The organism is Clavibacter phaseoli (assembly GCF_021922925.1).
GTDB classification, from domain to species: domain Bacteria; phylum Actinomycetota; class Actinomycetes; order Actinomycetales; family Microbacteriaceae; genus Clavibacter; species Clavibacter phaseoli.
The window spans coordinates 1,217,408-1,243,583 of the sequence record NZ_CP040786.1 but is presented as its reverse complement, the minus strand read 5'-3'; the positions used below and the strand labels follow the sequence as shown (position 1 = coordinate 1,243,583).

The window sequence follows — 26,176 nt, the reverse complement described above, 5'->3', positions numbered from 1 at the left end:
GCCAGATGACGACACCCGCGACCCCGCGCCTCCGCATCGGGGTCATGGGCGGCACGTTCGACCCCATCCACAACGGCCACCTCGTCGCGGCGAGCGAGGTGCAGCAGCACCTCCAGCTCGACGAGGTGATCTTCGTCCCCACCGGGCAGCCGTGGCAGAAGCAGACGGTCACGGACGGCGAGCACCGCTACCTGATGACCGTGATCGCGACCGCGGCCAACCCGCGCTTCACCGTGAGCCGCGTCGACATCGACCGCGCGGGCACCACGTACACGATCGACACGCTCCGCGACATCCGGCGCACGCACCCGGACGCGGAGCTCTTCTTCATCACGGGCGCGGACGCGATCCAGCAGATCCTCGGCTGGAAGGACGTCGCCGAGCTGTGGGACCTGGCGCACTTCGTCGCCGTCACCCGTCCCGGCCACGACCTGACCGAGAGCGGCCTCCCGCACGCCGACGTAAGATTGCTGGAGGTCCCGGCGCTGGCGATCTCCTCGACCGACTGCCGGGCCCGTGTCGGACGGGGCTTCCCCGTGTGGTACCTCGTCCCCGACGGAGTCGTCCAGTACATCTCCAAGCACCACCTGTATCGGAGCCCGCAATGACCCCCTCCCACGATGCGCCCGACCCCGGGCCGACCTCGTTCGACGACGGTCCCGCTCCCGCGACCCTCGGGCTGAGCCGCCGCGAGATGCGCGCCGCCGAGCGCGCCCGCGCGCGTGAGCTCGGCATCGACGAGGCCGACGACGCGCCGGCGGAGGACGCCTCCGCCGCGGTCGAGGAGGCCCCCGCGGCTCCGGCCGAGTCGGAGACCGCGCCCGCCGCGGCCGCGGATGACGACCGACCCGCCGAGGCGTCGTCGTCCGCACCCGAGCCCCTGAGCGCGCCCGGCGTGGGACCCGAGACCTCCGCGATCCTGCTGTCCGGCGGCGTGCTGACGCGCCGGCAGCTCCGCGCGATCCGCGAGGCCGAGGAGGCAGCCCGGCAGCAGCGCGGCTCCGACCACGGCGAGGACGCCGACGGGTCCGACCGCCCCGCCCCTCCGGAGCCCGCCGCCACGACGGGATCGACCGCCGCTCCCGTCGACGACGCCCCTCCCACGCCGGCCACCGAGCCGTCCGTCCCGCCGTACGCGCGCTACGGCCGCGGATCCCGGGCGACGCCCCGTCCGCGCGCCCCCTACGGCAGCGCCTACCGCCGGTCCGCTCCCGCCGAGACCCCTGACGCGGTCGCGTCCGAGGAGGGCGTGGTCGCCACCTCGGAGACCACGACCACGACACCCGAGACGTCCTCGACGGCCGCCGACGCCCTCGCGGACCGCTCCTCCGAGACGCCGTCCGCATGGCCCTTCGCGCCCATCGTCCCGTCCGACGACGCCGCCGACCGCGACGTGGACGACTCCGGCGAGCAGCCGACCGTGCCGCCGCTGGCCTCGCACGTGCCGAGCCGCGACGAGGATCCGCGTCCCGCGCCGTCCCTCGAGCCCGCCCCGTGGGTCACCGGATCCGCCGCGCACGTGATCGAGCCGGCGTTCGGCACCCGGGCGTCCGCGGCCACCGAGGGCGTCGAGGTCGAGGACGTGGACGCGGTCGATCGCGTCGAGGCCGAGGACCGCGTCGTCGTCGAGGCGCCGGGCGTCACGATCGAGGCGCCCGACGCCCGCACCCCGTTCACCCCGCCGACCGGCCACTGGTCGGTGCAGGACCAGGTCGACGAGGACCAGCCGCACACCGGCAACCACTTCATCCTCCCGTCCGTGCCGCACGCCAACGACATGCAGCAGGCGCTCAACAGCACGGGCGAGATCATCATCACGGGCTCCATCGACCTGCCCCGCAGCCTCGGCTCGATGGGCACGCACCCGGACCGGTTCGACACGGCCGACATGGACCGCATCCTCGAGCAGGGCGACGACCACGACCACGCCCCCGCCGGATCCGACTCCGAGCCCGTGCGCGCCAGCCGGGCCGTCAGCACCCACACCTCGACGCGCGCCGTCGTGCAGCCGCCGCCCCGCAAGCGCTTCACCGCGCCCGTGGTCGCGGCCGTCACGGCCGGGGGAGTCGCCGTCATCGGCGCGGGCCTCGTCATCGTCGCGTTCATGACGAATGTATTCTGATCGTCTGACGCACCATCCCACCCGTCCCGGAAGGACTCTGTGACCGCTTCTCCCCGCGCCCTCGACCTGCTCAAGGTCGCCGCATCCGCTGCCGACTCCAAGCAGGCCATCGACCTGGTCGCGCTCGACGTCTCCGGGCCCCTGCCCCTCACCGACGTCTTCCTCATCGCCTCGGCTCGCAACGAGCGGAACGCGCAGGCGGTCGCCGACGAGATCGAGGACAAGATGATCGAGGCCGGCGCCAAGCCGCTGCGCCGCGAGGGGAAGAGCGAGGGCCGCTGGATCCTTCTCGACTTCGGCGACGTCGTCGCCCACGTCTTCACCGAGGAGGACCGCATGTACTACTCGCTGGAGCGCCTCTGGAAGGACTGCCCCGTCGTCGCCCTCGAGATCGAGCCGACGGCCTCCGCATCCTGACCCCATCCCCCCGGGCAGCGACGCCCGGCACCCGCGAGGAGCTCCCCGCATGAAGTGCCCCAACGACTCCGCGACCCTCGTGATGAGCGAGCGCGCCGGCGTCGAGATCGACTACTGCCCGGACTGCCGCGGGGTTTGGCTCGACCGCGGCGAGCTCGACAAGATCCTCGACCGCGCCGAGCAGGAGATGCGCGCCGCTCCGGCGGCCGCGTCGCCGTCGGCTCCGGCCGCCCCGCTCGGCGGCTACCCGGATCCGCGCCGCGACGACCGTCGCCGTGACGACGACCGCCGCGGGGATGACGACCGTCGCGGGGATGACCGTCGCCGGGACGACGACCGCTACCGCGACCCCGGATCGCGGGGCGACGCGTACGGGGTCCGCGGCGAGTCGGCGTACCCCGCCGCGGGCGGCCACGGCTACGGCGACGGGCACGGCGGGAAGCGCCGCAAGAAGGAGAGCTGGCTCAGCGAGCTCTTCGACTGACCCCTCGTCGCCGTCGGACCATCCGCCGTCCGGCGACGAGGATGCCCTGGTCATGGGGTGGTCGGAATGTGTAGTAATGTAGACGAGTCGCTTCCGCAGGGAAGCGGATCACGGGTCTGTGGCGCAGTTGGTAGCGCACCTGCATGGCATGCAGGGGGTCAGGGGTTCGAATCCCCTCAGATCCACCCTCGAGCCCCGCTCCTCCTCACGGAGGGACGGGGCTCTTCTCGTCTCCGCTCTCCTCGTCCTCGATGCGGGATCGCTCCCCGATCGGGGGACTGTCCTCCACTTGGAGGACGCGGGTACCGTGGCTCAGGTCATCGACCCCTGGAGCTCCACAATGTCGCACGCCACCCTGCACCGGACCCGCACCACCGACCCGCACCGCACGTCGGTCGTCGGCTCCGCGGTGCTGGGCTTCCTCGCGGCGTTCGTGGTGGGCGCGGCCGTGATCGTGACGCTCCTCATCACCTCGTTCGCCCAGGGCACCGAGGGCTACCCGGGACTCGACGTGCCCGGCGTGGTCGACACCCGCATCGACCACGGCAGCGTCGTGACGCAGATCGGCCCGGGCGGGTTCCTCTTCCCGCTGGCAGCGGGGCTCGTCGTCGGTCTGATCGTCGCCGTCGTCGTGTACGCGCGCCAGCGCCGCATCGAGGACTGACCCGGCCGACCGGGGACGCGCCCGCGCGTAGGGTCGAGGCGATGCACCGCCGTCCCGCACGCCCCGTCGCCCGCGCCGCCTCCCGGATCCGCGGGGCCGCCCTCGCGGCGTCCACGACCGCCCTCCTCATCCTGGCGTCCGGCTGCGCGTCCCCCGACGTCGTCATGCCGACGGCCCCGGCGGCCCCGCTCAGGGTGGTCTCCCTCGGCGACTCGTACTCCACGGGCACCGGACCCGCCGAGCCGCTCCCGGGGGACCCGGGTGTGTGCGGCCGCACCGTCGCCTCCTCGGTGCGGGTCGCGGCGGCGGAGGTCGGCGCGGAGCTCGTGGACGCGGCCTGCGACGGCGCCAGCACGGCCGACCTCATCGCCCCGCGGGAGCGCGGCGGCCAGACCGTGCCCGCGCAGCTCGACGCGCTGGCGGACGGCGCCGACGTCGTCCTCGTGCGCCTCGGGGGCAACGACCTCGGCTTCCCGGCGCTCGTCGGCGGATGCCTCGCCCGGGATCCGGACGGACCCGTCGCGGCCGGGCCCGCGACCTGCGTGGACGCGCTCGCGCCCGCCGGCGGCACCGACGGCGTCCGGGCGCGCATCGACGGGGAGGTGGCGACGCGTCTCGGCGAGGCGTTCGCGCGGATCCGCGCCGCGGCACCCGACGCGCGCATCGTCGCGCTCGGCTACCTGACCGTGCTCGGCGATCCCGACGCGCTCCCCGCGGAGGGCTGCCTGCGGGCGACGGCGACGTCGACGGCGAACGGCCAGGTGCTCCTCACCGACCGGGACGCGGCGTGGCTCGCGGGGATCCAGCGCGAGCTCGACGGCGCGATCGCCCGGGCGGCGGCGGACGCCGGTGCCCGGTTCGTGGACCAGGAGACCCCGACCGCGGCGCATGGCTCCTGCGCGGGCGACGCCGGGGATCCGTACGTGGCGGGGCTCGGTGGCAGCCAGGGATCCGTACCCCTCCACCCCAACGCGACCGGTCTCGCCTGGGAGGCGGGCGCCCTGGCGGGTGTGCTGCGCGAGGAGGCGGCGGCGCTCGGGCGCTGATCCGCGTCGCTCCGTGACCGGACCGCCGAGGTCGATGTGGGTTCGTGTGGTTTCGTGTTGCTTCTCCTGCGGATGCGGGTTACAGTGCGAGGACGCGAGGCGCACGTGCCCCACGGAGTCGAAGGAGACCGCCCATGTACGCGGAAGAGCGCCAGGACAGGGTGGTCGCCCTCCTCGAGCGCACCGGCCGCGTGGCGGTCGTCGACCTGGCCCGCGGCTTCGACGTGACGACGGAGACGGTCCGCCGCGACCTCGCCCAGCTCGAGGGCCGCGGCGTCCTCCGCCGGGTGCACGGCGGGGCCGTCCGGGCCGACCGCTCGACGCGCGCCGAGGAGAGCCTCGACACCCGGGGCTCCCGCAACACGGCGGCCAAGGCGCGCATCGCCGACGCGGCCATGGGGTTCCTGCCCGCGAGCTTCGCGGGATCCATCGCGATCGACGCCGGCACCACCACCGGACTGGTCGCGGAGCGCGTCGCCGCCTGGCGGCCCGACGTGCCCGGCCGCACGCTCGTCGTGGTCACGCACTCCATGTCGATCGCCCAGACCGTCACCCGCAACCCCGCCGTCGAGGTGCAGCTGCTCGGCGGACGCGTCCGCGGCATCACGAGCGCGGCCGTCGGCCCCGCCACCCTCGGCCAGCTCGCGCGGCTGCGACCCGACATCGCCTTCATCGGCGCCAACGGGATCCACGCGGAGTTCGGCCTCAGCACCCCCGACGAAGAGGAGGCGGCCGTGAAGACCGCGTTGACCCGAGGATCCCGACGCGCCGTGGCGCTCGTCGACGCGTCGAAGGCGGGGGAGGAGGCGCTCGTCGGCTTCGCGGCCCTCGACGACCTCGACGCGCTCGTGACCGACGCCGCGCCCGACGGCCCGCTGGCCGCGGCGCTGGCGGCCGCCGAGGTGGAGGTGATGGTCGCGTGATCCTGACCCTCACCGCCAACCCGAGCCTCGACCGCACCATCGACCTCGCCGGGGCCCTCGCGCGCGGCGCCGTCCAGCGGGCCCGCGGCGTCGCCGAGCAGCCGGGCGGCAAGGGCGTCAACGTCTCGCGCGCGCTGATCGCCTCCGGCCTCGACACGGTCGCGCTGCTGCCCGGCCGCCTCGACGACCCGATGCTGGTGGCGCTGGCCGCCGAGCGGATCCCGCTCGACCAGCTCGACATCTCCGGCCGCGTGCGCCAGAACGTCACGCTCACCGAGCCGGACGGCACGACCACCAAGGTCAACGAGCCCGGCCCCGCGCTGTCGCCCACGGAGGCGGACGCGCTCGTCGCGCTCGTGATCCGCCACGCGCGTCGGGCGAGCTGGCTCGTCCTGGCGGGATCCCTGCCGCCCGGCCTCGACGACGACTTCCACGCCCGCGTGGTGCAGGCCGTGCGCGCCGAGCTCGGCGACGCCGCGCCGCGGATCGCCGTCGACTCGTCGGGCGCGCCCATGGCCGCGCTCGTCGCGTCCGGCGCGGTCGTCGACCTCGTCAAGCCCAACGCCGAGGAGCTCGCGGAGCTCGTCGGCCTCCCCGACCCGGATGCGCTCGAGGCCGACCCCCGGCTGGCCCACGACGCATCCCGCTCCCTCGTCTCCCGCGGCTGCCGGGCGGTCCTCGCGACCCTCGGCGCTCGGGGGGCCGTCCTCACCACGGCCGAGGGCGGGTGGCTCGCCACCATGCCCCCGATCGTGCCGGTGAGCACCGTGGGCGCGGGCGACTCGTCGCTCGCGGGCTACCTGCTCGCCGACCACCGCGGAGCCGGACCCGAGGGGCGGCTGGCGCAGGCCGTCGCCCACGGATCCGCCGCCGCGTCCCTGCCCGGCAGCACCATGCCGTCCCCCGACCAGACCCGGCCGGACAGCGTCACCGTCCGGCCGCTCCTCCCGATCGCCGCCGATCGCTGACCCGTCCCACCTGGAGAAGAACATGCCATCGCTCATCACGAACCGCCTCGTGCTCCTCGACGCCGACCTCGGCGCCGACCGCGAGCACGCCGTCCGCACGCTGGCCGAGCGCGTCGTCGCCGAGGGCCGCGCCACCGACGCCGACGCCCTCTTCGCCGACGCGTGGGAGCGCGAGTCGAAGACCGACACCGGCATGGGCGGCGGCCTCGCCATCCCGCACTGCCGCTCCGCCGCGGTCACCGAGGCCACGCTCGTCATGGCGCGGCCGGAGCCCGCCGTCGACTTCGGCGCGCCGGACGGCCCCGCCGACCTCGTGTTCTTCATCGCCGCGCCCGACGGCGCCGACCAGGAGCACCTCGTGCTGCTGTCGCGGCTCGCCCGGTCGCTCATCAAGCCGGAGTTCGTCGAGGCGCTGCGCACGGCGACCGACGAGGACCAGGTCGTCTCGCTCGTGGAGGGCGCGCTCGTGGACGAGCCCGCCTCCTCGACGGGGGCCCCGGCCGCCGCCCCCGCGGCGACGGCGTCCGCTCCCGCCGACGCGCCCGTCCTCATCGCCGTCACCGCGTGCCCCACCGGCATCGCGCACACCTACATGGCGGCCGACTCGCTCGTCGCCGCGGCCCAGCGCGCGGGCGTCGAGCTGCACGTCGAGACCCAGGGATCCTCCTCGGTCACGCCCGTGGACCCCGCGATCATCGCGCGGGCCACGGCCGTCATCTTCGCGGTCGACGTGGACGTGCGCGACCGCGCGCGCTTCGCCGGCAAGCCGGTCATCCAGTCGCCCGTCAAGCGCGGCATCGACCAGCCCGACCAGATGGTCGCCGAGGCCGTCGCGGCCGCGAAGGACCCCTCCGCCCCGCGCGTGCCGGGCGGCGCGTCGTCCTCGGCCGGATCCGAGCAGGCCTCCCCGCAGGCGTCGCAGTCGGTGGGCGCGCGCCTCAAGCGCTGGCTGCTCACGGGCGTCAGCTACATGATCCCGTTCGTCGCGGGCGGCGGTCTCCTCATCGCGCTCGGCTTCCTCCTCGGCGGATACCGGATCACCGAGACGGCGTCCGACGTGGTGCTGCAGAACTCGCTCGCGAACCTGCCCGCGGGCGGCCTCGGCCAGTACCTCGGCGCCGTCGCGTTCGTGATCGGCAACGCGTCGATGGCGTTCCTCGTGCCCGCGCTGGCCGGCTACATCGCCTACGCCATCGCCGACCGGCCGGGCATCGCGCCCGGATTCGTCGCGGGATCCATCTCCGTCATCATGGGCGCCGGCTTCCTCGGCGGCCTGGTGGGAGGCCTGCTCGCGGGCGGCATCGCCTACGCGATCGGCCGCATCGACGTGCCGCGCTGGCTGCGGGGCCTCATGCCCGTCGTGATCATCCCGCTGCTCGCCTCGATCGTCGCCTCGGGCCTCATGATCATGGTGCTCGGCGGACCCATCGCGGCGCTCACGCGCGGCCTCAACGACTTCCTGTCCGGCCTCACCGGCGCGTCCGCGATCCTGCTCGGCGTCATCCTCGGCGTCATGATGTGCATCGACCTCGGCGGTCCCATCAACAAGGTCGCCTACTCGTTCGCGGTCGCCGGACTCGGCGCCGGATCCATCACCGACCAGACGCCGTGGGAGATCATGGCCGCGGTCATGGCCGCCGGCATGGTGCCACCGCTCGCCCTCGCGCTCGCCTCCACCGTCATCGACCGCCGCCTGTTCAGCCCGGCGGAGCGCGAGAACGGCAAGGCCGCGTGGCTGCTCGGCGCCGCGTTCATCTCCGAGGGCGCCATCCCGTTCGCCGCGGTCGACCCGCTGCGCGTGATCCCCGCCAGCATCGTCGGCGGCGGCGTCACGGGCGCCATGATCATGGGCCTGCAGGTCGTCTCCCAGGCGCCCCATGGCGGCGTGTTCGTGCTCTTCGCCATGAACGGCACGTTCCTCGGGTTCCTCGCCTCCGTCGCCGTCGGCACGGTCGTGACGGCGTTCCTCGTCGTGCTGCTCAAGCGCTTCACGACGAAGCGCCCCGAGGCCGCCGCCGTCGCGCCCGTCGACCAGGGCGTCCCCGTCGCGGCCTGATCTGTCGTAGCCCGATCCCGCCCGACCCATCCCCCCACTAGAAGGAGAACGTCCATGACCGAGCGCACCGCCACCATCGGCAGCCGCGTGGGCCTGCACGCCCGACCCGCATCCCTCTTCATCGAGGCCGTGCGCCGCACGGGCGTGCCCGTGAAGATCAGCAAGCCGGGCGGCACCCCGCTCGACGCGACGAGCATCCTGTCGCTCATGAGCCTCGGCGCCGCCAACGGCGACCAGGTCGTGCTCACGGCCGAGGGCGACGGCGCGGACGCCGCGCTCGACGAGCTGGCCGCGCTGCTCGAGAGCGACCTCGACGCCGTCGAGTAGCCCCGACACGACGAGAGGCCCGGACACCGCGATGCGGGTCCGGGCCTCTCGGCGTGTCAGGCGTCGGGCGGCGTCACCACTCGGCGACGCGGTAGTCCTTGAGGAAGACGCCCGAGATGTCCTCGCCGGCCTGGCCCATGACGATGGGGTCGTAGACGCGCGCCGCGCCGTCGACGAGGTCGAGCGGGGCGTGGAAGCCCTCCTCCGCGAGCCGCACCTTGGTGGGGTGCGGGCGCTCGTCGGTGATCCAGCCGGTGTCGACGCTCGTCATGAGGATGCCGTCGGTCTCGCGCATCTCGCGCGCCGACGTGCGGGTCATCATGTTGAGCGCGGCCTTCGCCATGTTCGTGTGCGGGTGGCCCGGGCCCTTGTAGGCCCGGGCGAACTGGCCCTCCATGGCGCTGACGTTGACGACGTACTTGCGCCGCGCGGCGGACGCGGCCATCGCGGGGCGCAGCCGGCTGACGAGCAGGAACGGCGCCGTGACGTTGGCGAGCTGCACCTCGAGCATCTCGAGCGGATCCACCTCGTGCACCACCTGGGTCCAGCTGTTCGCGTCGTGCAGGTCGGGCACGAGGCCGCCCGCGTCGATCGCGGTGCCGGCGGCGAGCCGCGCGAGCGAGGAGGAGCCCGCCGTCATCGCGAGCTCGGTGACCTCGGCGGCCGTGATCCCGGTCGCGGTCGAGAGGATCGGGTGCGCCGCGACGGACGCGGCGAGGGCCGCCGGGTGGGCGTCGGCCGTGTGGCCGAAGGTCAGGAGCTCCGGCAGGTCGCCGTCGGGCAGCGGCGCGGCCTCGGCCTCCGACAGCGGCGCGTACGAGCCGGGGGAGCGGCGCACGGTCTGGGCGGCGTTGTTGATGAGGATGTCGAGCGGACCCGCGGCGGCCACCGCGTCCGTGAGCCCGATGACCTGCGCCGGGTCGCGGAGGTCGAGGCCCACGATGCGGAGGCGGTGCACCCACTCGTGCGCGTCCGGCAGCCCGGCGAAGCGGCGCACCGCGTCGCGCGGGAAGCGCGTGGTGATGGTGGTGTGCGCGCCGTCGCGGAGGAGCCGCAGCGCGATGTGCATGCCGATCTTCGCGCGCCCGCCCGTGAGGAGGGCCCGCATGCCCGTGAGGTCGGTGCGGGCCTCGCGCTTCGCGTGGTTGAGGAGCGCGCAGTCGGGGCAGAGCTGGTGGTAGAACGCGTCGACCTGCGTGTAGTGCTGCTTGCAGATGTAGCAGGGGCGCGAGCGGAGGAGCGTGCCGGCGGTGGGCTTCGCGGTCGTGATGGCCAGCGGGATCCCGCGGGTCTCGTCGTCGATGCGGTCGGGCGCGCCCGTGGCGGTGGCCGCGACGACGGCGCGGTCGGCGCTGGCGACGGCCTCGCGCTTCTCGAGCCGCCGGGCCTTCTTCACCTGCTTGAACATGGAGGCGGTGGCGCGGCGGACGGCGACGAAGTCGGGGTGCTCCTCGTCGATGTCGGCGAGCGAGCCGAGCACGCGGAGCGCGGTGGCGAGGTCGTCCGGGTCGATGGCCGATCCGGGCACGGCGGCGGAGGGCGAGGGGGTGACGGGATCCGCGGGGCGCGCGGGGTCGTCGGGCAGGGCGTCGGAGGGCACAGGAGATGATACCCGCCGCCGTCGCCGCAGCCCGCGGCGGGAGGTCGACGGCCGCGCGCTACATCGTGGTGGCGAAGCCGACCGCGGCGGCGATGACCGCCCAGAGGGCGATGCTCACGACGACGAGGGCGACGAGCCCGGTGCGGCGGTCGCGCCAGCGCGCCCGCTCGGCCTCGGGTCCTGCCGGGACGGACCACGGGGCCCGGCTCCCGGCGGTCAGCCCGTCCGTGCGCGTCGACTCCGCGTGCGCCTCGACGGGCCGCCCCGAGGCGGGGTCGAGCGGGGTGCGATCGGGACGCGGGTGGAGCGGGAGGGACGGCATCCGGCGACCGTACGCGCTGGCGCCCGGCGGACCCTGCTGCCTGTGGAGAACTCGGCGGCGGGGTGCGTGGGGGAGGATGGACGCATCATGTCGGACACCGCGCTCGCCCCCACGCTCACCGAGGAGGCGGCCCGCCTGGCCGTGGACGGGGCGACCGACGAGGCCATCTACGACGCCTTCGCCGAGTGGGCGATCGGGCGGGGGATCGAGCTGTACCCGGCGCAGGACGAGGCGGCGCTGGAGATCGCGTCGGGCGCGAACCTCATCCTCTCGACGCCGACCGGCACGGGGAAGTCGCTCGTCGCCGTCGCGGCGCACTTCGCGGCCCTCGCCCGCGGACGCCGCTCGTACTACACCGCGCCGATCAAGGCCCTCGTGTCCGAGAAGTTCTTCGCGCTCGTCGAGCTGTTCGGCGCCGCGCAGGTGGGGATGGTCACGGGCGACTCCTCGGTGAACCCGGACGCGCCGATCATCTGCTGCACCGCCGAGATCCTCGCCAACCGGTCGCTCCGCGGCGGCGCGGACACGCCCGTCGACCAGGTCGTGATGGACGAGTTCCACTTCTACGCGGATCCGCAGCGCGGCTGGGCCTGGCAGGTGCCGCTCCTGCTCCTGCCGCACGCGCAGTTCGTGCTCATGTCGGCGACCCTCGGCGACGTGACGGACCTCGCGGACGACCTCACCCGCCGCACCGGCCGGCCGACGGCGCGCATCACGGGCATCGAGCGCCCGGTGCCGCTCTTCTTCCACTACGCGGTGACGCCGGTGCAGGAGACCGTCGAGGAGCTGCTCGACACGAAGCAGGCGCCCGTCTACATCGTGCACTTCGCGCAGGCCGCGGCCCTCGAGCGGGCGCAGGCGCTCTCGAGCATCAAGATCGTGACGCGCGAGCAGCGGGACGAGATCGCGGAGATCATCGGCGGCTTCCGCTTCAGCACCGCGTTCGGCAAGACGCTGTCGCGGCTCGTGCGCGCGGGGATCGGCGTGCACCATGCGGGCATGCTGCCGAAGTACCGGCGCCTCGTCGAGCAGCTCGCGCAGCAGGGGCTCCTCCGGGTGATCTGCGGCACCGACACGCTCGGCGTCGGCATCAACGTCCCCATCCGCACCGTGCTCTTCACGGGCCTCACCAAGTACGACGGCACCCGGATGCGCCAGCTCAACGCGCGCGAGTTCCACCAGATCGCGGGGCGCGCCGGCCGCGCCGGGTACGACACCGCCGGGACCGTGGTCGCGCAGGCGCCCGAGCACGAGACCGAGAACATCAAGATGCTCGAGCGCGCGGGCGACGACGTGAAGAAGCGGCGGAAGCTCGTGCGCAAGAAGGCGCCCGAGGGCTTCGTCTCGTGGGGCGAGCCGAGCTTCCGCAAGCTCATCGACGCGGAGCCCGAGCGGCTGACGTCGAGCATGCAGGTGAGCCACGCGATGATGCTCAACGTCATCGCGCGCGGCGGCGACGTGTTCGGGAACATGCGCGCGCTCGTCGAGGACAACCACGAGCCGCGCACCCGTCAGCTCGCGCTCGCCCGCCGCGCCCTCGCCATCTACCGCACCCTGCGGACGGCGGGCATCGTCGAGCAGGTGGACGACCCCGACGGCGGGCCCACGCGGATCACGCTGACGGTCGACCTGCAGGCCGACTTCGCGCTCAACCAGCCGCTGTCGCCGTTCGCCGTGGCCGTGTTCGAGATCCTCGACCGGGAGTCGCCGACGTACGCGCTCGACATGGTGAGCGTGGTCGAGGCGACCCTCGACGACCCGCGGCCGATCCTCTCCCAGCAGCAGTTCAAGGCCCGCGGCGAGGCCGTGCAGGCCATGAAGGCGGAGGGAATCGAGTACGACCAGCGCATGGAGCTGCTCGAGGCCGTCACCCACCCGAAGCCGCTCGAGGAGCTGCTCGACCAGTCGTTCGCGACCTACAGCGCGAGCCAGCCGTGGATCGGCGACTTCGCGCTCAGCCCGAAGTCGGTCGTCCGCGACATGTACGAGCGGGCGATGTCCTTCAGCGAGCTGATCTCCTTCTACGGCCTCATGCGCTCCGAGGGACTCGTGCTCCGCTACCTCTCCGACGCGTTCCGGGCGCTGCGCCAGACCATCCCCGACGAGGCCAAGACCGAGGAGCTGCTCGACGTGATCGAGTGGCTCGGCGAGCTCGTGCGCCAGGTCGACTCGAGCCTCCTCGACGAGTGGGAGGAGCTGTCGCACCCGACGGCGGCTCCCGGCGACGCTCCCGTGCTGCCGCCGGCGCCCAAGCTGCTCACGTCGAACACGCGCGCGTTCCGGATCCTCGTGCGCAACGAGCTGTTCCGCCGCGTGCAGCTCGCGGCCCGCGAGGACCTGCAGGCCCTCGGCGAGCTCGACGCCGCCGCCGGGTTCGACGCCGACGCCTGGGGCGACGCGCTCGACGGCTACTTCGGCGAGTACGACCGGATCCTCACCGACGGCGACGCCCGCAGCCAGGCGCTCGTGACGATCGAGGAGGGGCCGACCGCGTGGACCGTGCGGCAGGCGCTGCACGATCCCGAGGGCGACCACGACTGGGGAATCGAGGCGACCGTCGACCTCGACGCGTCGAACGAGGTCGGCGAGGCCGTCGTGCGCGTGACCCGCGTGGGCACCCTCTCGTGACCCCGGCGCCGCGCCTTCCCGACCTCGCCGGGCGGACGATCCTCGTCACCGGCGCGAACGGCGGCATCGGCTTCTGGACCTCCGCGCAGCTCGCCGCCGCGGGCGCCCGGGTGCTGCTGGCCTGCCGCTCGGCGGAGCGCGGGGACGCGGCCGCCCGCGCGATCGGGGCGCGCGTGCCGGGAGCCGACGTCGACGTCGTGCCCCTCGACCTGGCGAGCCTCGCGAGCGTCGACGCGTGCGTCGCCGCCGTCCGGGAGGACATCGACGCGATCGTCGCGAACGCGGGGGTGACCCCCGCGGGCGGTCGCGCACGCCACCGCCGGACGACCGTCGACGGGTTCGAGGAGATGATGGGCACCAACGCGCTCGGGCACTTCGCGCTCGTGGCGGGGCTCGCGCCGCGGCTCCGGGCCGGCGGCCGCGTCGTGATGCTGGGATCCCTCGCGCACCGCTTCTCGCCCCTCGACCTCGGCGACCTCGCGGGGGAGCGGCGCATGCCGCCGCTCGTGCGCTACGGCCGGTCGAAGACGGCGTGCATGACGATCGCCGCCGAGCTCGACCGCAGGTACCGGGCCGCGGGATCCGACCGCGTCGCCCTCTCCGCGCACCCCGGCTACGCGGTCGACGCGCTGACGCCGCCGCAGGATCCCGCCCGCCGCCCGCACGGGATCGCCGCCGCGCGCCGCCGGCTCGCCGGCGCGGGACGCGTCCTCGTGCAGGGCAAGGACGCCGGCGCCTGGCCGGTGGCGCACGCGGCCGCTGCCGACGGCGTCACGGGCGGCGCCTCCTGGGGACCTGGAGGACCGCTCGAGCTGAAGGGCGCGCCGGCTCCCGCGTTCGTCGCGGAGCACGCGCGGTCGCGCGCCGTCGCCGAGCAGCTGTGGTCGGCCGCCGAGGACGCGACGGGGATCCGCTTCCGGCCCTGACGGAGGCCGCCCTCCGACGCCGCGAGGCCGGATGCCGGGATCAGCCCCGCGGCGTCCCGAGCACGTCGTCGAGCGCGTCGCGGAACGCGGCCGTCTCCTCGAGGGTGCCGACGGACACGCGCAGCCAGCCCTCGGGACCGGTCTCGCGGATGAGGACGCCGTGGTCCAGCAGCCCCTGCCACACGGCGTGCCGGTCGGGGAAGCGCCCGAACAGCACGAAGTTCGCGTCCGACGGCGCGACCTCGAAGCCGCGGCCGCGCAGCCACTCGACGAGCCCGTCGCGCTCCTCCCGCAGCGACGCGACCTGCGCGAGCAGCACCCCGCTGTGCCGGAGCGCGGCGGTCGCGCTGACCTGGGTGATCCGGGACAGGTGGTACGGCAGGCGCACGATGCGGAGCGCGTCGACGACCGCGGGGGAGGCCGCGAGGTACCCGAGCCGGCCGCCCGCGAACGCGAACGCCTTGCTCATGGTGCGCGACACGATCAGCCGCGGGTGGTCCGGCAGCAGCGAGATGGCCGTCGGGACGCCCTCGCGGCGGAACTCGGCGTACGCCTCGTCGATCACCACGACGCCCGGCGCGACGGAGAGCACGTGCTCGATCTCGCGGGTCGTGAGCGCGGTGCCGGTGGGGTTGTTCGGCGAGGTGAGGAACACGACGCTCGGCTGGTGCTGCTCGACGAGCGCCGTGACGTTCGCGAGGTCGAGCGTGAAGTCCTCCTGGCGGCGGCCCGAGACCCACGTGGTGAGCGTGTTGCGCGCGTACTCGGGGTACATCGCGTAGTGCGGCGCGAACGAGAGCGCGACGCGGTCGCTGCCGCCGAAGGCCTGGAGCACCTGCTGCAGCACCTCGTTGGACCCGTTCGCCGCCCAGACGTTCTCCGGCCCGAGCGCGAGCCCGCTGTCGGCCGTGAGGTAGTCGGCGAGCTCGGTGCGGAGCTCGAGGAACTCGCGGTCCGGGTAGCGGTTGAGCCCGCGGGCGGCCTCGAGCACGGCCTCGCTCACGGCGACCGCGACCTCCTCGGGCAGCGGGTAGGGGTTCTCGTTGACGTTGAGGAGCACCGGCACGTCGAGCTGCGGAGCGCCGTACGGCTCCTCGCCGCGGATCCCGTCACGGAGGGGCAGGTCGGCGAGGGTGGTCTCGGACCAGTCGGGGCTCATGGGTCTCCTCGGGGTTCGTCGGGCGTCCATCCTCCCATCGCCCGGGGCGGCGGACGCGCGACGCCGGGCGGCTAGGGTCGACGGATGCGCTCCCCCCTCGCCCGGCTCACCCGCGTCCGGCGACCCGGGGACGTGCACCGCACCGAGTCCGCGCCGCCGCGCTGGCTCCTGCTCTCCCGCCGCTACGGATCCCGCGCGATCCCCGTCGAGCACGACCTCGAGCGCCGCACCGTCCTCGGCTTCCGCATCGCGATCAAGGTGTTCCGGTCGCCCGGCGCGAACGCGGGCCGCACGCCCTCCGCCGCTCCCGCGGCCGCGCGGCCGTCGTTCGTGCTCGTGCACGGGATCGGCGTCTCCTCGCGCTACTTCCACCCCGTGGCCGCGTTCCTCGCCGAGCACGGGACGGTGTACGCGGTCGACCTGCCGGGCTACGGGGAGTCCCCGCGGGTCCGGCGGGACGTGACGCTCGACGACCACGCCGACGTCGTGGCCGAGGTGATCCGGATGCACGGGCTCGTCGACCCGGTCGTCGTCGGCCACTCGATGGGGACGCAGATCGTGACCCGGCTCGCCGTCGACCACCCCGAGGTCGCCGACCGCATCGTGCTCATCGCGCCCACGCTCCCGCCGCGGACGCGCGGGCTCGTGCGGGCGGCCCTCGCGCTCGCGGTCGACACCCTCCGCGAGCCGCTGCTCGCGAACGCCGTGGTGCTGGGCGACTACTTCCTGCGCTGCGGGATCCCGTACTACCTCCGGCAGCTGCCGCACCTCATCGACGACGCGATCGAGGAGCGGGCGCCGCGCATCCGCGCGTGCACGCTCGTCATCGTGGGGGACCGGGACGCCGTGGTCGACCGCCCGTTCGCGCGCGACCTCGCCGCCCGGATCCCGCGCGGCGTCCACCGGGTCGCCCGCGGACCCCACGTCGTGATGTACACGGATCCGCTCGGCGTGGCGCGCGCCATCCTGGAGCATGCCCGAGCCCGCTGACCGGGCGCGCGAGCCCTCGTCGCACATGCCGGCGTTCGCGCGCCCCGCGCCCGGGCAGGATGGACGGGTGAGCGCCGCCGGATCCGAGACCCTGCCGCCGCTCCCACTCCTGCGGAAGGCGCTCGACTGGGCGCTCGACTACGCCTACGTGCTGCGCTGGCAGCTCGCCGCCACGCTCTCCCGCGACGACGCCCGGTCGTTCGAGGACGGGCGCGACGACCGGCCGACGATCCTCGTGCTGCCCGGCGTCTACGAGCGCTGGCAGTTCATGCTGCCGATCATCCGGCGCCTGCACGCGCGCGGCCACGGCGTGCACGTGGTCGGCGCGCTCGGCGCGAACGTGGGTCGCGTCGCCGAGATGTCGCGCCGGGCTCGCGCGTACCTCGAGGCCGAGGACCTGCGCGACGTCGTCATCGTGGCACACAGCAAGGGCGGCCTCATCGGCAAGCACCTCATGGCGTTCGGCGACCCGGACCGGCGGATCCGCGCCATGGTCGCCGTCAACGCGCCCTTCGGCGGATCCTCGTACGCGCGCCTCATCCCCGTCCGCAGCATCCGCGACTTCTCGCCGCGGAACGCCGCGCTCGTGGAGCTCGGCCGGTCGCGCGAGGTCAACGCGCGGATCACGAGCGTGTTCGCGCGCTTCGACCCCCACATCCCGGGCGGGAGCTCGCTCGACGGCGCGACGGACGAGCGGGTCCGGGCGTCGGGCCACTTCCGCATCATGGGCGACGAGGACGTGCTGCGCCGGGTGGAGGCCGCGATCGACCGGGCGGGGACCGCGGCGGGTCCGCCCGCCTGATCCCGCTCCGGCGCGCGGCGCATACTGGGCACATGCCCGATCCCGCCGCCGCGACCCCTGGGGACGGCCACCCGGGCGGCACGGCGAACGGCCGCGGACGCACGGTGCTCGTCGTCGCGATCCTCGCCTCCTTCGTCGCGTTCCTCGACGGCACGGTCGTCAACGTCGCGCTGCCCGCCATCGGGGCGGACCTCGGCGGCGGCCTCGTCGTGCAGCAGTGGGTCGTGGACGCGTACCTCATCACCCTCGGCGCGCTGATCCTCCTGGCCGGCTCCCTCTCCGACGCCTTCGGCCGGGTGCGCGTGCTGCGCTGGGGGCTCGTCGGCTTCGGCGTCACGTCGCTCGTGTGCGCGATCGCGCCGACCGCCGGGATCCTCATCGCCGCGCGCGCCGCCCAGGGCGCGGCCGGGGCGCTGCTCGTGCCGAGCTCGCTGGCCCTCATCGCGCAGGCCTTCCGCGGTCCCGCGCAGGCGAAGGCCATCGGCTCGTGGACGGCCTGGACCGGCACTGCGATGCTCGTCGGCCCCGTCCTCGGCGGCGTCCTCGTGGACGCGCTCGACTGGCGGCTCGTGTTCGGGATCAACGTGCTCCCCATCGCCGTGACCCTCGTGCTCCTCGCCCGGCTGCCGCACGACGCGCCCGTCGCGGACGGCACGCGCGTCGACGTGCCGGGCGCCGTGCTCGGCGCCCTCGGGATCGGCGGCCCCGTCTTCGCGCTCATCGAGCAGTCGCGGCTCGGCATCGGCCACCCGCTCGTGGTCGCCAGCCTCGTCGTCGGCGTCGCGTGCCTCGCGCTCTTCGTGGTGCGCGAGCGCCGCACGCCGCACCCGATGCTGCCGCTCTCGCTCTTCCGCGAGCGGGACTTCCTCGTCGGCAACATCGCGACCGTCGGCATCTACGGCGCGCTCTCGCTCGGCGGCTTCGTGATCGCGGTCTTCCTGCAGCAGACCGGCGGCCTCTCCGCGACGGCCGCGGGACTCGCGCTCGTGCCGACCACCGTGATCATGCTGCTGCTGTCGACGCGCTTCGGGGCCCTCGCGGGGCGGATCGGGCCGCGGCTCCTCATGGGAGCGGGGCCCATCGTCGCGGGCGGCGGCTATCTGCTCCTGCTGCGCGTCGCCGAGCCCGTGGACTACTGGGGTCAGCTCCTGCCGGGCATCCTCGTCTTCGGCCTGGGCCTCTCGATGACGGTCGCGCCGCTGACCGCGACGATCCTCGAGGCCGTGCCGTCCGCGCAGGCGGGAATCGCCTCGGCCGTCAACAACGCCGTCTCGCGCGTCGCGGGGCTCGTCGCGATCGCCGCGATCGGGCTGGTCGCCGGGCCCGACCTCGACGTCGCGGCGTTCCACCGCGTGGTGCTCGTGACCGCGGCGCTGCTGGTCGCGGGCGGGCTGGTGTCCCTGGTCGGGATCCGCTCCCGCCGCGGCGGCCGCTAGACGGCCAGCAGCACCTTGCCCACGTGCTGCGACGACGCCACGTGGGCGTGCGCGGCGGCCGCCTCGGCGAGCGGGAAGACGCGGTCGACGACCGGGCGCACGGATCCGTCGGCCACCGCCGGCCACACGTCCGCGCGGACGGCCGCGACGATGCGCGCCTTGTCGTCGGCGTCGCGGGCGCGGAGCGTCGTGCCCCAGATGCGGCCGCGGCGCGCCATCAGCTGGCCGAGCGCGATGCTCGTGGGGGCGCCGCTCTGCGCGCCGATCACCATGATCCGGCCGTCGCGCGCGAGGGCGCGGATGTCCCGGTCGATGTAGTCGCCGCCGATCGCGTCGAGCACGACGTCGGCGCCGTGGCCGTCGGTCGCCTCGAGGAGCGCCTCGACGAAGTCCTGCTCGCGGTAGTCGATGAGGATCTCGGCGCCGAGCGCCCGGCACGCGTCGAGCTTCGCGGGGCTGCCGGCGGTGACGGCCACGCGCGCGCCGAGCCGCGCGGCCAGCTGGATCGCCATGGTGCCGATGCCGCTCGACCCGCCGTGCACGAGCAGGGTCTCGCCCGGCGCGAGGCCCGCGTCGAGCACGACGTTCGACCACACGGTCGCGACCACCTCGGGCAGCCCGGCCGCCTCGACGAGGTCGAGACCGTCGGGCACCGGCAGGACGTGGCGCTCGTCGACCGCGACGAGCTCCGCGTATCCGCCGCCGGCGAGCAGGGCGCACACCCGGTCGCCCACGCTCCAGCGCGTCGCGCCCGCGCCGACCGCCTCGATCGTGCCGGACACCTCGAGCCCCAGGTGCGTCGGCGCCCCCGCGGGCGGCGGGTAGGCGCCCTCGCGCTGGCTGAGGTCGGCGCGGTTGACGCCGGCGGCGGCCACGCGGATCAGCACCTCGCCGTCACCCGCGACGGGATCCGGGAGGTCGGTGAGGGAGAGGACGTCGGGGGAGCCGGGGGAGGGGAAGGTGATCGCGCGCATCCCGCCACGGTACGCCCGCCGCACCCCGCATCCGGCCGACCCCAGAAGTACATGAACTCGCAAAGAAAAATGGGAATGGAAGCGGTATCCATGCGCTTGCATACCTTCGAGGCCGTCGGCCCGCACCCATGACCCCTGTACGAAAGGCACGCACATGAGCGACACCAGCACCGTCCCCGGCTACATCGCCGGCACCTGGACCATCGACAAGACCCACAGCTCGGTCGGCTTCAGCATCCGCCACATCATGATCAGCAAGGTCAAGGGCACGTTCAAGGACTTCGACGCCGAGATCGTCACGGGCGCCACCCCCGAGCAGAGCTCCGTCAAGGCGCACGCGACCATCGCCTCGATCGACACGAACGAGCCGAACCGCGACCAGCACCTCCGCACGAACGACTTCTTCGACGCCGAGAACAACCCCACCATCGACTTCGTCTCGACCGCCGTGCGCGTCGAGAAGGACGGCGACGCGAAGGTCGACGGCGAGCTCACCGTCCGCGGCGTCACCAAGCCCGTCACGTTCGACGTCGAGTTCGGCGGCTTCGGCGGCGACCCCTACGGCCAGACCAAGTTCGGCGCGACGGCCACCACGGTCATCAACCGCGAGGACTTCGGCCTCACCTACAACGCGGCCCTCGAGACCGGCGGCGTGCTGCTCGGCGACAAGGTCACCATCACGCTCGACATCCAGGCGGTCCTCGCGACCCCCGCGGCCTAGCGCGCACCGGCCGGGCATCCGTCCGGTCGCCTCCGCGTCAGGCGGATCCGACGCCCCCGTTCCCCTCCGAGGGACCGGGGGCGTCGTCGTCCCCGGATCGCGCCTCAGGCGACGCGGCCGAGCGCCCGCAGCGTCTCGACGGGGCGCTCGACGTGCGCGAAGTGGCCGGCGTCGCGGATCACGGCGGACCGGAGCGCGGGCACCGCGCGCGCGAGCAGGTCGAGGTCGTCCGGGGACACGAACACGTCGTCGTCGCCCCGCACGGCGACGACCGGGCAGGCGATGCGCGACCACAGGCCGTCCGCGTCGTACCCGCGCGTGACCTCCGCGGCGAGCGAGAACGCGCGCGGACGCGCCTCGGTCGCGATGGCGTCGACGATCGACCGGCGCACCCTCCAGCCGTGCGCGAAGAGCGGCAGCGCGATCGCGCGCATCAGCCGGATGCGGCCGACGCCGCGGATGAGCGCCGTGCCGGGGCGGCCGAGCCGGCGCATGGTGCGCATCACGCCGAGCATCATGGTGAAGCCCGGGATGAGGCGGAACTCCCGCACGGGATGCGCGACGCTCGCGATGACCGAGTACGTGGTGGGCGAGACGAGCTCCACGGAGACGGCGCGGTCGGGGTCGCGCGCGGCCAGGTGCAGCGCGATGAAGCCGCCCATCGAGTGGCCGACGAGCCGCCAGCGCGCGTAGCCGAGGCCGTCGACGACCGCGCGGACGGCGTCGGCGATGGCGTCGACCGTCGCCTGGTCGTCGGTCGCGTCGAGCGGGGAGCCGCCCCACCCCGGCAGGTCGATCGCGACCACGTCGGCGAACGGGACGCCCGCCTCGCGGGCGGTGCGGATCAGCGGCGTCCAGGTGGTCCAGGATCCGGCGGCGCCGTGCAGCATCACCGTCGCCGTGTCGGATCCGCGGACCGCGGCGTGGTGGTGCCGCACGACGCCGAGGCCGGTGGGGGTGCTGCCGCGCGCGAGGCCGGAGGCGGCGGGATCCGCGTCCAGCTCGAGCGGGCTGTATCCGGGCAGGGGCCCCGTCACTCGGCGCCGCCGATGATCTCCGAGCGGATGCGGCGGATGTCCTCCAGCAGCGACCCGATGAGGATCCAGTGCTCCTCGCTCGGCTGCAGCACCACGAGCGGGGCCGTGAGCGCGGGCTCCTCTCGCCCGTCGGCGCCGCCCGCGCGGCCGTCGCCCGGCAGCGCGTGCTCGGCGAGGAGCCGCACGTCGTGGGCCGCGCGCGTCAGCTCCGTCGCGATGCCGCGGACGACGGGCTCCTCGGCGAGCGACGGGTCGTAGCGGTCGTGCACGGCGCGCGTCATGCCGACCACGCGGTTGACGAGCACGGTGAGCGTCGCGAGGAGCTCCCGGTCGGCCTCGAGCAGCGCGCGGTGCCGCCGCCGGAGCGGGTTGAGGGTGAGGCTCTCGAGCCCCCGGTCGACCTCGGCGACGGCCTTCGTGTGGAGCGGCCGCAGCTCGCGGGCGCGGGCGAGCATGCGGTCGAGCTCGTCGCGGTCGACCGGCTCGGACAGCGCCCCCGCCAGCCGATCGAGGGCCGCGGCGCAGTCGCCCGCGAGGCCGACCACGGCGCGCCGGCTCGCCTCGTGCAGCACGGGCGGGGCGATCGCGATGTTGACGACCACGCCGATGGCCGCGCCGAGGATCGTCTCCACGATGCGGTCGACCGCGTAGACGGGCGAGAGCTGGCCGATGGCGAGCACGAGCATCGCGCTGATGGGGATCTGCGTGCTCGACCCGGGCGTCAGCCGGAACACCCAGCCCACCAGCACGGCGACGACGACCGCGAGGAGCACCACCCAGCTCGACGTGCCGAGCGCCAGCCCGAGGAGGAGCGCGAGCAGCACGCCCGTGATCACGCCGAGGCTGCGCTCGACCGCCTTCCCGAAGGTCTGGTTGATGCTCGGCTGCACCACGAGCAGCGCCGCGATGGTCGCGAAGATGGGCAGCTGCGCGGGCAGCAGGGCGATGCAGACGAACCAGGCGATGATCGCGGCGACCGAGGTCTTGACCACCTGGACGAACGGGATGCGCGTGGTGGTGCGGACGGTCGTGGTGATGCGCACGTGCGGCCTCCGGCGGCGGTCTCGGGTGGATCCATCATCCCGCGGGCGGAGGACACCGGGCGACCGGGGCCTCAGGCGACCTGGGCCGCGTCGTCCATCCCGTCGGCCCCGCCGCCGCCCTGCCGCCTCGCGTCCTGCCAGCGCGCCCACATCTCCTTGAGGTCCCACGCGTCCTCCGCCTGGATGGAGACGCCGCGCTCGCCCGTGCGCCGGGTGCGCCCGCGGATGACGAGCAGCCTCGTGCCGAAGAGCATGGGCCCGGCCTTCTGCTGCGCCTCGTCGAAGAAGGTGGAGTCGGAGCAGCCCGTGCCGTCGTCGAGGCTGATGAAGACCACGCGCTTGCCGCTGCGCATGGGCGGCGTCTGCGTGGCGATGCGGATCCCCGCGACCACCACCTCGGAGCCGCTGCGCACCTCGAGCAGCTGGCTCGCCGGGATGACCCCGAGCTCGTCGAGCATGGGCCGGTAGCTCTCCAGCACGTGCTCGGTGACCTCCATCTGCAGGATGTCGAGCTCGGCGGCGACGCGCGCGCGGCCGTCGGGGTCGGGCGAGCCGCGCGGGATGAGGTCGCGGTCGTCGACGAAGAGCGGCAGCTGGCCGGCCGGATCCGCGGGACGGGCCGCCCGCGCCGTGAGCCGGCGCGCGAACGCCATCACGTCGCCGCGCGACGCGGCCCCGCGCGCCGCCCGGTCGGCCTCGTCCGTCGCGAGCGAGTCGAGCGCGCCCACGGCGGCCAGCCGCTCGAGCAGCGCGCGCGACGGCTGCGCCTTCGCGTAGAAGTCGCTGATGGAGTCGTAGGGCTGGCCCCGCTCGATCCGCTCCAGCTCCGCCTGGCTCATCCCGTGCACGTCCTGCAGCGACAGCCGGATCCCCAGCTCGCCGATGCGCGTGCGCCCCGTCGTCCCCTCGCCCTCGACGCGCTCCACGCGGTAGACGCCGGTCGACCGGTTGACGTCGAGCGGCAGCACGGGCACGCCCATGCGACGCGCCTCGGTGAGGAGCAGGCGCTTGGGGTACATGCCGGGGTCGTGCGTGAGGATCCCCGCGAGGAACTCCGCCGGGTAGTGCGTCTTCAGCCACGCGCTCTGCCACGTGGGCAGCGCGAACGCGGCGCCGTGCGCCTTGCAGAACCCGAACGAGCCGAAGCCCTTGAGCGCCTTCCAGATGCGCTCGACGTCGGCGTCCGAGAAGGGGCGCCGGCCCGTGCGCCCGTCGACGTGCAGGGCGGTGCGCTCCCGGAACGCGGCCTCGACCACGGTGTCCATGCGCTCCATGTTGCGGCGCAGCTCGTCGGCCTCCGCGAGGGAGACCTGCATGCAGTCGGCGAAGATCCGGATGACCTGCTCGTGGTAGATGACGACGCCGAACGTGGGCGCGAGGAACGGCGCGAAGCGCGGGTGCAGGTAGTCGGGCCGGGTGATGCCGTGCTTCGTGTCGAGGAACGGCGCGACCATGTTGCCCTTCATGGGGCCCGGCCGGAACAGCGAGATGTCGGCGATGAGGTCCTCGTACACGTCCGGCTGCATCTTGCCGATGAGCTCGCGCTGCCCGGGCGACTCGATCTGGAACATGCCGAGCGTGTGCGTGGTGCGGATGGCCGCGAAGGTCTCCTCGTCGTCGTGCGGGATCTCGTCGAGCTCGATGCGCCCGTCGCGGTGCACGTAGCGCGCGTCGACCGGGACGCCGCCCGCGACCGCCGAGCGCGTGCCGTGGATGCGGTGGATCTCCTCCAGCGCGTACGCCATGGTGCTCTGCATCCGCACGCCGAGGATGTCGAGCTTCAGGAGCCCCATGTCGTCGATGTCGTCCTTGTCGAACTGGCTCATCGGCAGGCCCATGCCGCTCGGCTGCACGGGGCTCGTGCTGAGCAGGTCGGAGTCGCCGAGGATCACGCCGCACGGGTGCATGGAGATGTGCCGAGGGAGCCGGTCGAGCCGCTCGGTGAGGTCGACCAGCAGGTCGATGCTGGGGTCGTCGCGCACGAGGTCGGCGATGGGCTTGAGCTCGGGCTTCGTCTCGAGCACCGCCCGGAACTCGCGCGCGTTGAACCGCCAGATGTTCTTGGCGATGAAGTCGATCTGCTGCTCGTCGAGGTCGAGCGCGAGCCCGGCGTCGCGCGCGGCGCCGCGGGCCCGGTACGTGTTCTGCATCGACAGCAGGGTGACCCGGTTGCTGCCGTACTTCTCGAACACGCGGTGGTAGACCTCGTGCCGGCGCGCGGACTCCACGTCGATGTCGATGTCCGGCAGCGTCGAGCGGACCTTGCCGAGGAAGCGCTCGAAGAGCAGGTCGTGCTCGAGCGGGTCGACGTTGGAGATGCGCAGCAGGTAGTTGACGAGGCTGCCCGCGCCGGATCCCCGCGCCTGGTTGCGCACGCCCATGTCGCGCATGAGCGCGCAGACGTCGGCGACCGTGAGGAAGTAGGTGGCGAAGCCGAAGCCCGTGATGGTCTGGAGCTCGGTGCGCATGCGGGCGAGCACGCGCTGCCGCATCGACTCGTCCACGTGCCCGAACCGCTCGGTGACGCCGGCCTCGGCCTTCCGCCAGAGCGCCTCGTCCGGGTCGCCCGTCACCCCGATGACCGACTTCTCCGGCAGCTTCGGCTTCCGCCAGGCGAGGTCGGCGTCGGGATCCAGCCGGCAGCGGTCGGCGAGCTCCTCGGTGGCGCGCAGCAGCGCCTCGCCGGCCCGACGGTCGAGCGCCGACGTGCCCGCGATCTCCCGGGCGATCTCCTGCATCTCGGCCGGGGTCTTCAGCCACGCCTGCCCGTTGGGCTGCGGGCGGAACGACCCGAGCGGCCGGAGCGTGCCGGCGGCGTCGAGCACGTCGCCCGTGAGCGCGTCGTCGGGCTCGAGGTAGCGCACGGCGTTGGTGAGCACCGCGGGGACGCGGTGGGCGTCGGCGAGCTCGAGCATGCGGGCGGCGTGCCGGAGGCTCGCGGACTCGCCGGGCTCGGTGAAGTGGCAGACCACCTCGACCACGACCGCGCCGGGCAGGAGCCGGGCCCACTCGGCTAGGTGGCGGGACGCGAGCGCGTGGTCGCCCGCCGCGACGGCGCGGCCGACGTCCGAGTCGGGCCCGAGCATGACGGTGCCGACCGGCCCCTCCTCGCCGAGCAGGAACGCGGGCGGCCGGGAGCGCGCGATGCCGGCCTGGGCGCTCCGGGCGGTGCTCCTCGCCGTGCCGCGCCCGTGGCTCGCGCTGATGAGCCGGCTGAGCGCCGCCCAGCCCTGCCCGCGCGTGCCGCCGTGCGCGAGCACCGTGATCCGTCCCGGGTGCTCGCCCGTGAGCCCGAGCTCCGCGCCGACGACGGGGGAGACCCCCTGGGCGATGGAGCGGCGGATGTGGCGGACGGCGCCGTACAGCCCGTCGCGGTCGGTGATCGCCGCGGCCGGCGCGCCCTCGGACGCGACCCGGTCGACGAGCGCCTCGGGCGCCGAGGTGCCGAAGTGGGCGGAGAAGGCGGACGCGACGTGCAGGTGGGTGAAGCTCACGCGCGCCTCCCTCGATGTCCGCCCGCGCCCTCCCCGG

Annotated in this window: 23 protein-coding genes and 1 tRNA gene; 17 read left to right on the top strand and 7 right to left on the bottom strand. The window is 74.3% G+C overall.

Annotated elements, in window-relative coordinates; translation table 11 throughout:
• The first annotated feature begins 5 nt into the window (after window positions 1-5).
• The 11 genes from nadD (at window position 6) to FGI33_RS05745 (ending at window position 9,007) form a co-directional block, all read left to right on the top strand.
• Complete coding sequence (gene nadD / locus FGI33_RS05795; protein ID WP_015490179.1) at window positions 6-608, top strand: nicotinate-nucleotide adenylyltransferase; 603 nt, start codon at window positions 6-8, stop codon at window positions 606-608.
• Window positions 605-2,122 carry a hypothetical protein gene (locus FGI33_RS05790; RefSeq protein ID WP_237582370.1) on the top strand — a complete coding sequence of 506 codons (1,518 nt, stop codon included), beginning with the start codon at window positions 605-607 and terminating at the stop codon, window positions 2,120-2,122. Before nadD ends, FGI33_RS05790 begins: the two co-directional genes overlap by 4 nt.
• A 39-nt stretch (window positions 2,123-2,161) precedes the next feature.
• A complete protein-coding gene (gene rsfS / locus FGI33_RS05785; RefSeq protein WP_012299154.1) occupies window positions 2,162-2,539 on the top strand; it encodes a ribosome silencing factor in 378 nt (125 codons plus the stop codon).
• 49 nt (window positions 2,540-2,588) lie between these two features.
• Window positions 2,589-3,023, top strand: coding sequence for a TFIIB-type zinc ribbon-containing protein (locus tag FGI33_RS05780; protein ID WP_119435311.1), 435 nt, complete (start codon window positions 2,589-2,591; stop codon window positions 3,021-3,023).
• Between the two features lie 112 nt (window positions 3,024-3,135).
• A tRNA-Ala gene (locus tag FGI33_RS05775) sits at window positions 3,136-3,208 on the top strand.
• A 155-nt stretch (window positions 3,209-3,363) separates the two neighbouring features.
• Window positions 3,364-3,687 (top strand): hypothetical protein, encoded by a 324-nt coding sequence (locus FGI33_RS05770; RefSeq protein ID WP_119435312.1) that lies wholly within the window; start codon window positions 3,364-3,366, stop codon window positions 3,685-3,687.
• A gap of 41 nt (window positions 3,688-3,728) precedes the next feature.
• Window positions 3,729-4,733 (top strand): SGNH/GDSL hydrolase family protein, encoded by a 1,005-nt coding sequence (locus tag FGI33_RS05765; RefSeq protein ID WP_237582369.1) that lies wholly within the window; start codon window positions 3,729-3,731, stop codon window positions 4,731-4,733.
• A gap of 134 nt (window positions 4,734-4,867) precedes the next feature.
• Window positions 4,868-5,656: a DeoR/GlpR family DNA-binding transcription regulator gene (locus tag FGI33_RS05760; protein ID WP_119434268.1), complete on the top strand. Its 789-nt coding sequence runs from the start codon at window positions 4,868-4,870 to the stop codon at window positions 5,654-5,656.
• Window positions 5,653-6,624 (top strand): 1-phosphofructokinase family hexose kinase, encoded by a 972-nt coding sequence (locus tag FGI33_RS05755; RefSeq protein ID WP_119434269.1) that lies wholly within the window; start codon window positions 5,653-5,655, stop codon window positions 6,622-6,624. The genes FGI33_RS05760 and FGI33_RS05755 overlap by 4 nt, the downstream gene beginning before the upstream one ends.
• Before the next feature lie 22 nt (window positions 6,625-6,646).
• Window positions 6,647-8,680, top strand: a complete 2,034-nt coding sequence (locus FGI33_RS05750) for a PTS fructose transporter subunit IIABC (protein WP_119434270.1) — start codon at window positions 6,647-6,649, stop codon at window positions 8,678-8,680.
• 54 nt (window positions 8,681-8,734) lie between these two features.
• On the top strand, window positions 8,735-9,007 hold the full coding sequence (locus FGI33_RS05745) for an HPr family phosphocarrier protein (protein WP_086514791.1): 273 nt from the start codon (window positions 8,735-8,737) through the stop codon (window positions 9,005-9,007).
• 73 nt (window positions 9,008-9,080) lie between these two features.
• On the opposite strand, the gene FGI33_RS05740 is transcribed toward FGI33_RS05745, so the two are convergent.
• Both FGI33_RS05740 and FGI33_RS05735 read right to left on the bottom strand, forming a co-directional pair.
• A complete protein-coding gene (locus tag FGI33_RS05740; protein WP_182478388.1) occupies window positions 9,081-10,607 on the bottom strand; it encodes an SDR family oxidoreductase in 1,527 nt (508 codons plus the stop codon).
• Between the two features lie 58 nt (window positions 10,608-10,665).
• Complete coding sequence (locus FGI33_RS05735; RefSeq protein ID WP_119434271.1) at window positions 10,666-10,929, bottom strand: hypothetical protein; 264 nt, start codon at window positions 10,927-10,929, stop codon at window positions 10,666-10,668.
• An 87-nt stretch (window positions 10,930-11,016) separates the two neighbouring features.
• Here FGI33_RS05735 and FGI33_RS05730 point away from each other — a divergent pair, with 87 nt between their 5' ends.
• Window positions 11,017-13,557 carry a DEAD/DEAH box helicase gene (locus FGI33_RS05730; protein WP_119434272.1) on the top strand — a complete coding sequence of 847 codons (2,541 nt, stop codon included), beginning with the start codon at window positions 11,017-11,019 and terminating at the stop codon, window positions 13,555-13,557.
• Window positions 13,554-14,483: an SDR family NAD(P)-dependent oxidoreductase gene (locus tag FGI33_RS05725; protein WP_237582368.1), complete on the top strand. Its 930-nt coding sequence runs from the start codon at window positions 13,554-13,556 to the stop codon at window positions 14,481-14,483. Before FGI33_RS05730 ends, FGI33_RS05725 begins: the two co-directional genes overlap by 4 nt.
• Window positions 14,484-14,523: 40 nt before the next feature.
• Here FGI33_RS05725 and FGI33_RS05720 read toward each other — a convergent pair whose 3' ends face one another.
• Window positions 14,524-15,642 carry a histidinol-phosphate transaminase gene (locus tag FGI33_RS05720; RefSeq protein WP_119434960.1) on the bottom strand — a complete coding sequence of 373 codons (1,119 nt, stop codon included), beginning with the start codon at window positions 15,640-15,642 and terminating at the stop codon, window positions 14,524-14,526.
• Between the two features lie 84 nt (window positions 15,643-15,726).
• Between FGI33_RS05720 and FGI33_RS05715 the strand changes: the two genes are divergently transcribed.
• The 3 genes from FGI33_RS05715 (at window position 15,727) to FGI33_RS05705 (ending at window position 18,870) form a co-directional block, all read left to right on the top strand.
• Window positions 15,727-16,632: an alpha/beta fold hydrolase gene (locus FGI33_RS05715; protein WP_119434959.1), complete on the top strand. Its 906-nt coding sequence runs from the start codon at window positions 15,727-15,729 to the stop codon at window positions 16,630-16,632.
• 67 nt (window positions 16,633-16,699) lie between these two features.
• Complete coding sequence (locus FGI33_RS05710) at window positions 16,700-17,434, top strand: esterase/lipase family protein (RefSeq protein WP_119434958.1); 735 nt, start codon at window positions 16,700-16,702, stop codon at window positions 17,432-17,434.
• 32 nt (window positions 17,435-17,466) lie between these two features.
• The gene (locus FGI33_RS05705) at window positions 17,467-18,870 is read left to right on the top strand and encodes an MFS transporter (protein ID WP_119434957.1); all 1,404 of its coding nucleotides are present in this window, start codon (window positions 17,467-17,469) and stop codon (window positions 18,868-18,870) included.
• Here the strand turns inward: FGI33_RS05705 and FGI33_RS05700 are convergent.
• Window positions 18,867-19,844: an NAD(P)H-quinone oxidoreductase gene (locus tag FGI33_RS05700; protein ID WP_204586258.1), complete on the bottom strand. Its 978-nt coding sequence runs from the start codon at window positions 19,842-19,844 to the stop codon at window positions 18,867-18,869. The genes FGI33_RS05705 and FGI33_RS05700 overlap by 4 nt on opposite strands.
• 154 nt (window positions 19,845-19,998) lie before the next feature.
• On the opposite strand from FGI33_RS05700, the gene FGI33_RS05695 reads away from it, so the two are divergent.
• A complete protein-coding gene (locus FGI33_RS05695) occupies window positions 19,999-20,565 on the top strand; it encodes a YceI family protein (protein WP_086522406.1) in 567 nt (188 codons plus the stop codon).
• A gap of 104 nt (window positions 20,566-20,669) precedes the next feature.
• On the opposite strand, the gene FGI33_RS05690 is transcribed toward FGI33_RS05695, so the two are convergent.
• The 3 genes from FGI33_RS05690 to FGI33_RS05680 form a co-directional block, all read right to left on the bottom strand.
• On the bottom strand, window positions 20,670-21,602 hold the full coding sequence (locus tag FGI33_RS05690) for an alpha/beta hydrolase (RefSeq protein ID WP_119435408.1): 933 nt from the start codon (window positions 21,600-21,602) through the stop codon (window positions 20,670-20,672).
• Window positions 21,599-22,645, bottom strand: coding sequence for an FUSC family protein (locus FGI33_RS05685; RefSeq protein ID WP_237582367.1), 1,047 nt, complete (start codon window positions 22,643-22,645; stop codon window positions 21,599-21,601). The genes FGI33_RS05690 and FGI33_RS05685 overlap by 4 nt, the downstream gene beginning before the upstream one ends.
• Before the next feature lie 71 nt (window positions 22,646-22,716).
• Complete coding sequence (locus FGI33_RS05680; RefSeq protein ID WP_237582366.1) at window positions 22,717-26,139, bottom strand: DNA polymerase III subunit alpha; 3,423 nt, start codon at window positions 26,137-26,139, stop codon at window positions 22,717-22,719.
• Window positions 26,140-26,176: the final 37 nt, after the last annotated feature.

Excerpts from the sequence above, each read along its gene's own strand:
- nadD (WP_015490179.1), top strand. The coding sequence starts at position 6 with ATGACGACACCCGCGACCCCGCGCCTCCGCATCGGGGTCATGGGCGGC.
- FGI33_RS05790 (WP_237582370.1), top strand. The coding sequence starts at position 605 with ATGACCCCCTCCCACGATGCGCCCGACCCCGGGCCGACCTCGTTCGAC.
- FGI33_RS05780 (WP_119435311.1), top strand. The coding sequence starts at position 2,589 with ATGAAGTGCCCCAACGACTCCGCGACCCTCGTGATGAGCGAGCGCGCC.
- FGI33_RS05770 (WP_119435312.1), top strand. The coding sequence starts at position 3,364 with ATGTCGCACGCCACCCTGCACCGGACCCGCACCACCGACCCGCACCGC.
- FGI33_RS05765 (WP_237582369.1), top strand. The coding sequence starts at position 3,729 with ATGCACCGCCGTCCCGCACGCCCCGTCGCCCGCGCCGCCTCCCGGATC.
- FGI33_RS05760 (WP_119434268.1), top strand. The coding sequence starts at position 4,868 with ATGTACGCGGAAGAGCGCCAGGACAGGGTGGTCGCCCTCCTCGAGCGC.
- FGI33_RS05750 (WP_119434270.1), top strand. The coding sequence starts at position 6,647 with ATGCCATCGCTCATCACGAACCGCCTCGTGCTCCTCGACGCCGACCTC.
- FGI33_RS05745 (WP_086514791.1), top strand. The coding sequence starts at position 8,735 with ATGACCGAGCGCACCGCCACCATCGGCAGCCGCGTGGGCCTGCACGCC.
- FGI33_RS05735 (WP_119434271.1), bottom strand. The coding sequence starts at position 10,929 with ATGCCGTCCCTCCCGCTCCACCCGCGTCCCGATCGCACCCCGCTCGAC.
- FGI33_RS05730 (WP_119434272.1), top strand. The coding sequence starts at position 11,017 with ATGTCGGACACCGCGCTCGCCCCCACGCTCACCGAGGAGGCGGCCCGC.
- FGI33_RS05720 (WP_119434960.1), bottom strand. The coding sequence starts at position 15,642 with ATGAGCCCCGACTGGTCCGAGACCACCCTCGCCGACCTGCCCCTCCGT.
- FGI33_RS05715 (WP_119434959.1), top strand. The coding sequence starts at position 15,727 with ATGCGCTCCCCCCTCGCCCGGCTCACCCGCGTCCGGCGACCCGGGGAC.
- FGI33_RS05705 (WP_119434957.1), top strand. The coding sequence starts at position 17,467 with ATGCCCGATCCCGCCGCCGCGACCCCTGGGGACGGCCACCCGGGCGGC.
- FGI33_RS05700 (WP_204586258.1), bottom strand. The coding sequence starts at position 19,844 with ATGCGCGCGATCACCTTCCCCTCCCCCGGCTCCCCCGACGTCCTCTCC.
- FGI33_RS05695 (WP_086522406.1), top strand. The coding sequence starts at position 19,999 with ATGAGCGACACCAGCACCGTCCCCGGCTACATCGCCGGCACCTGGACC.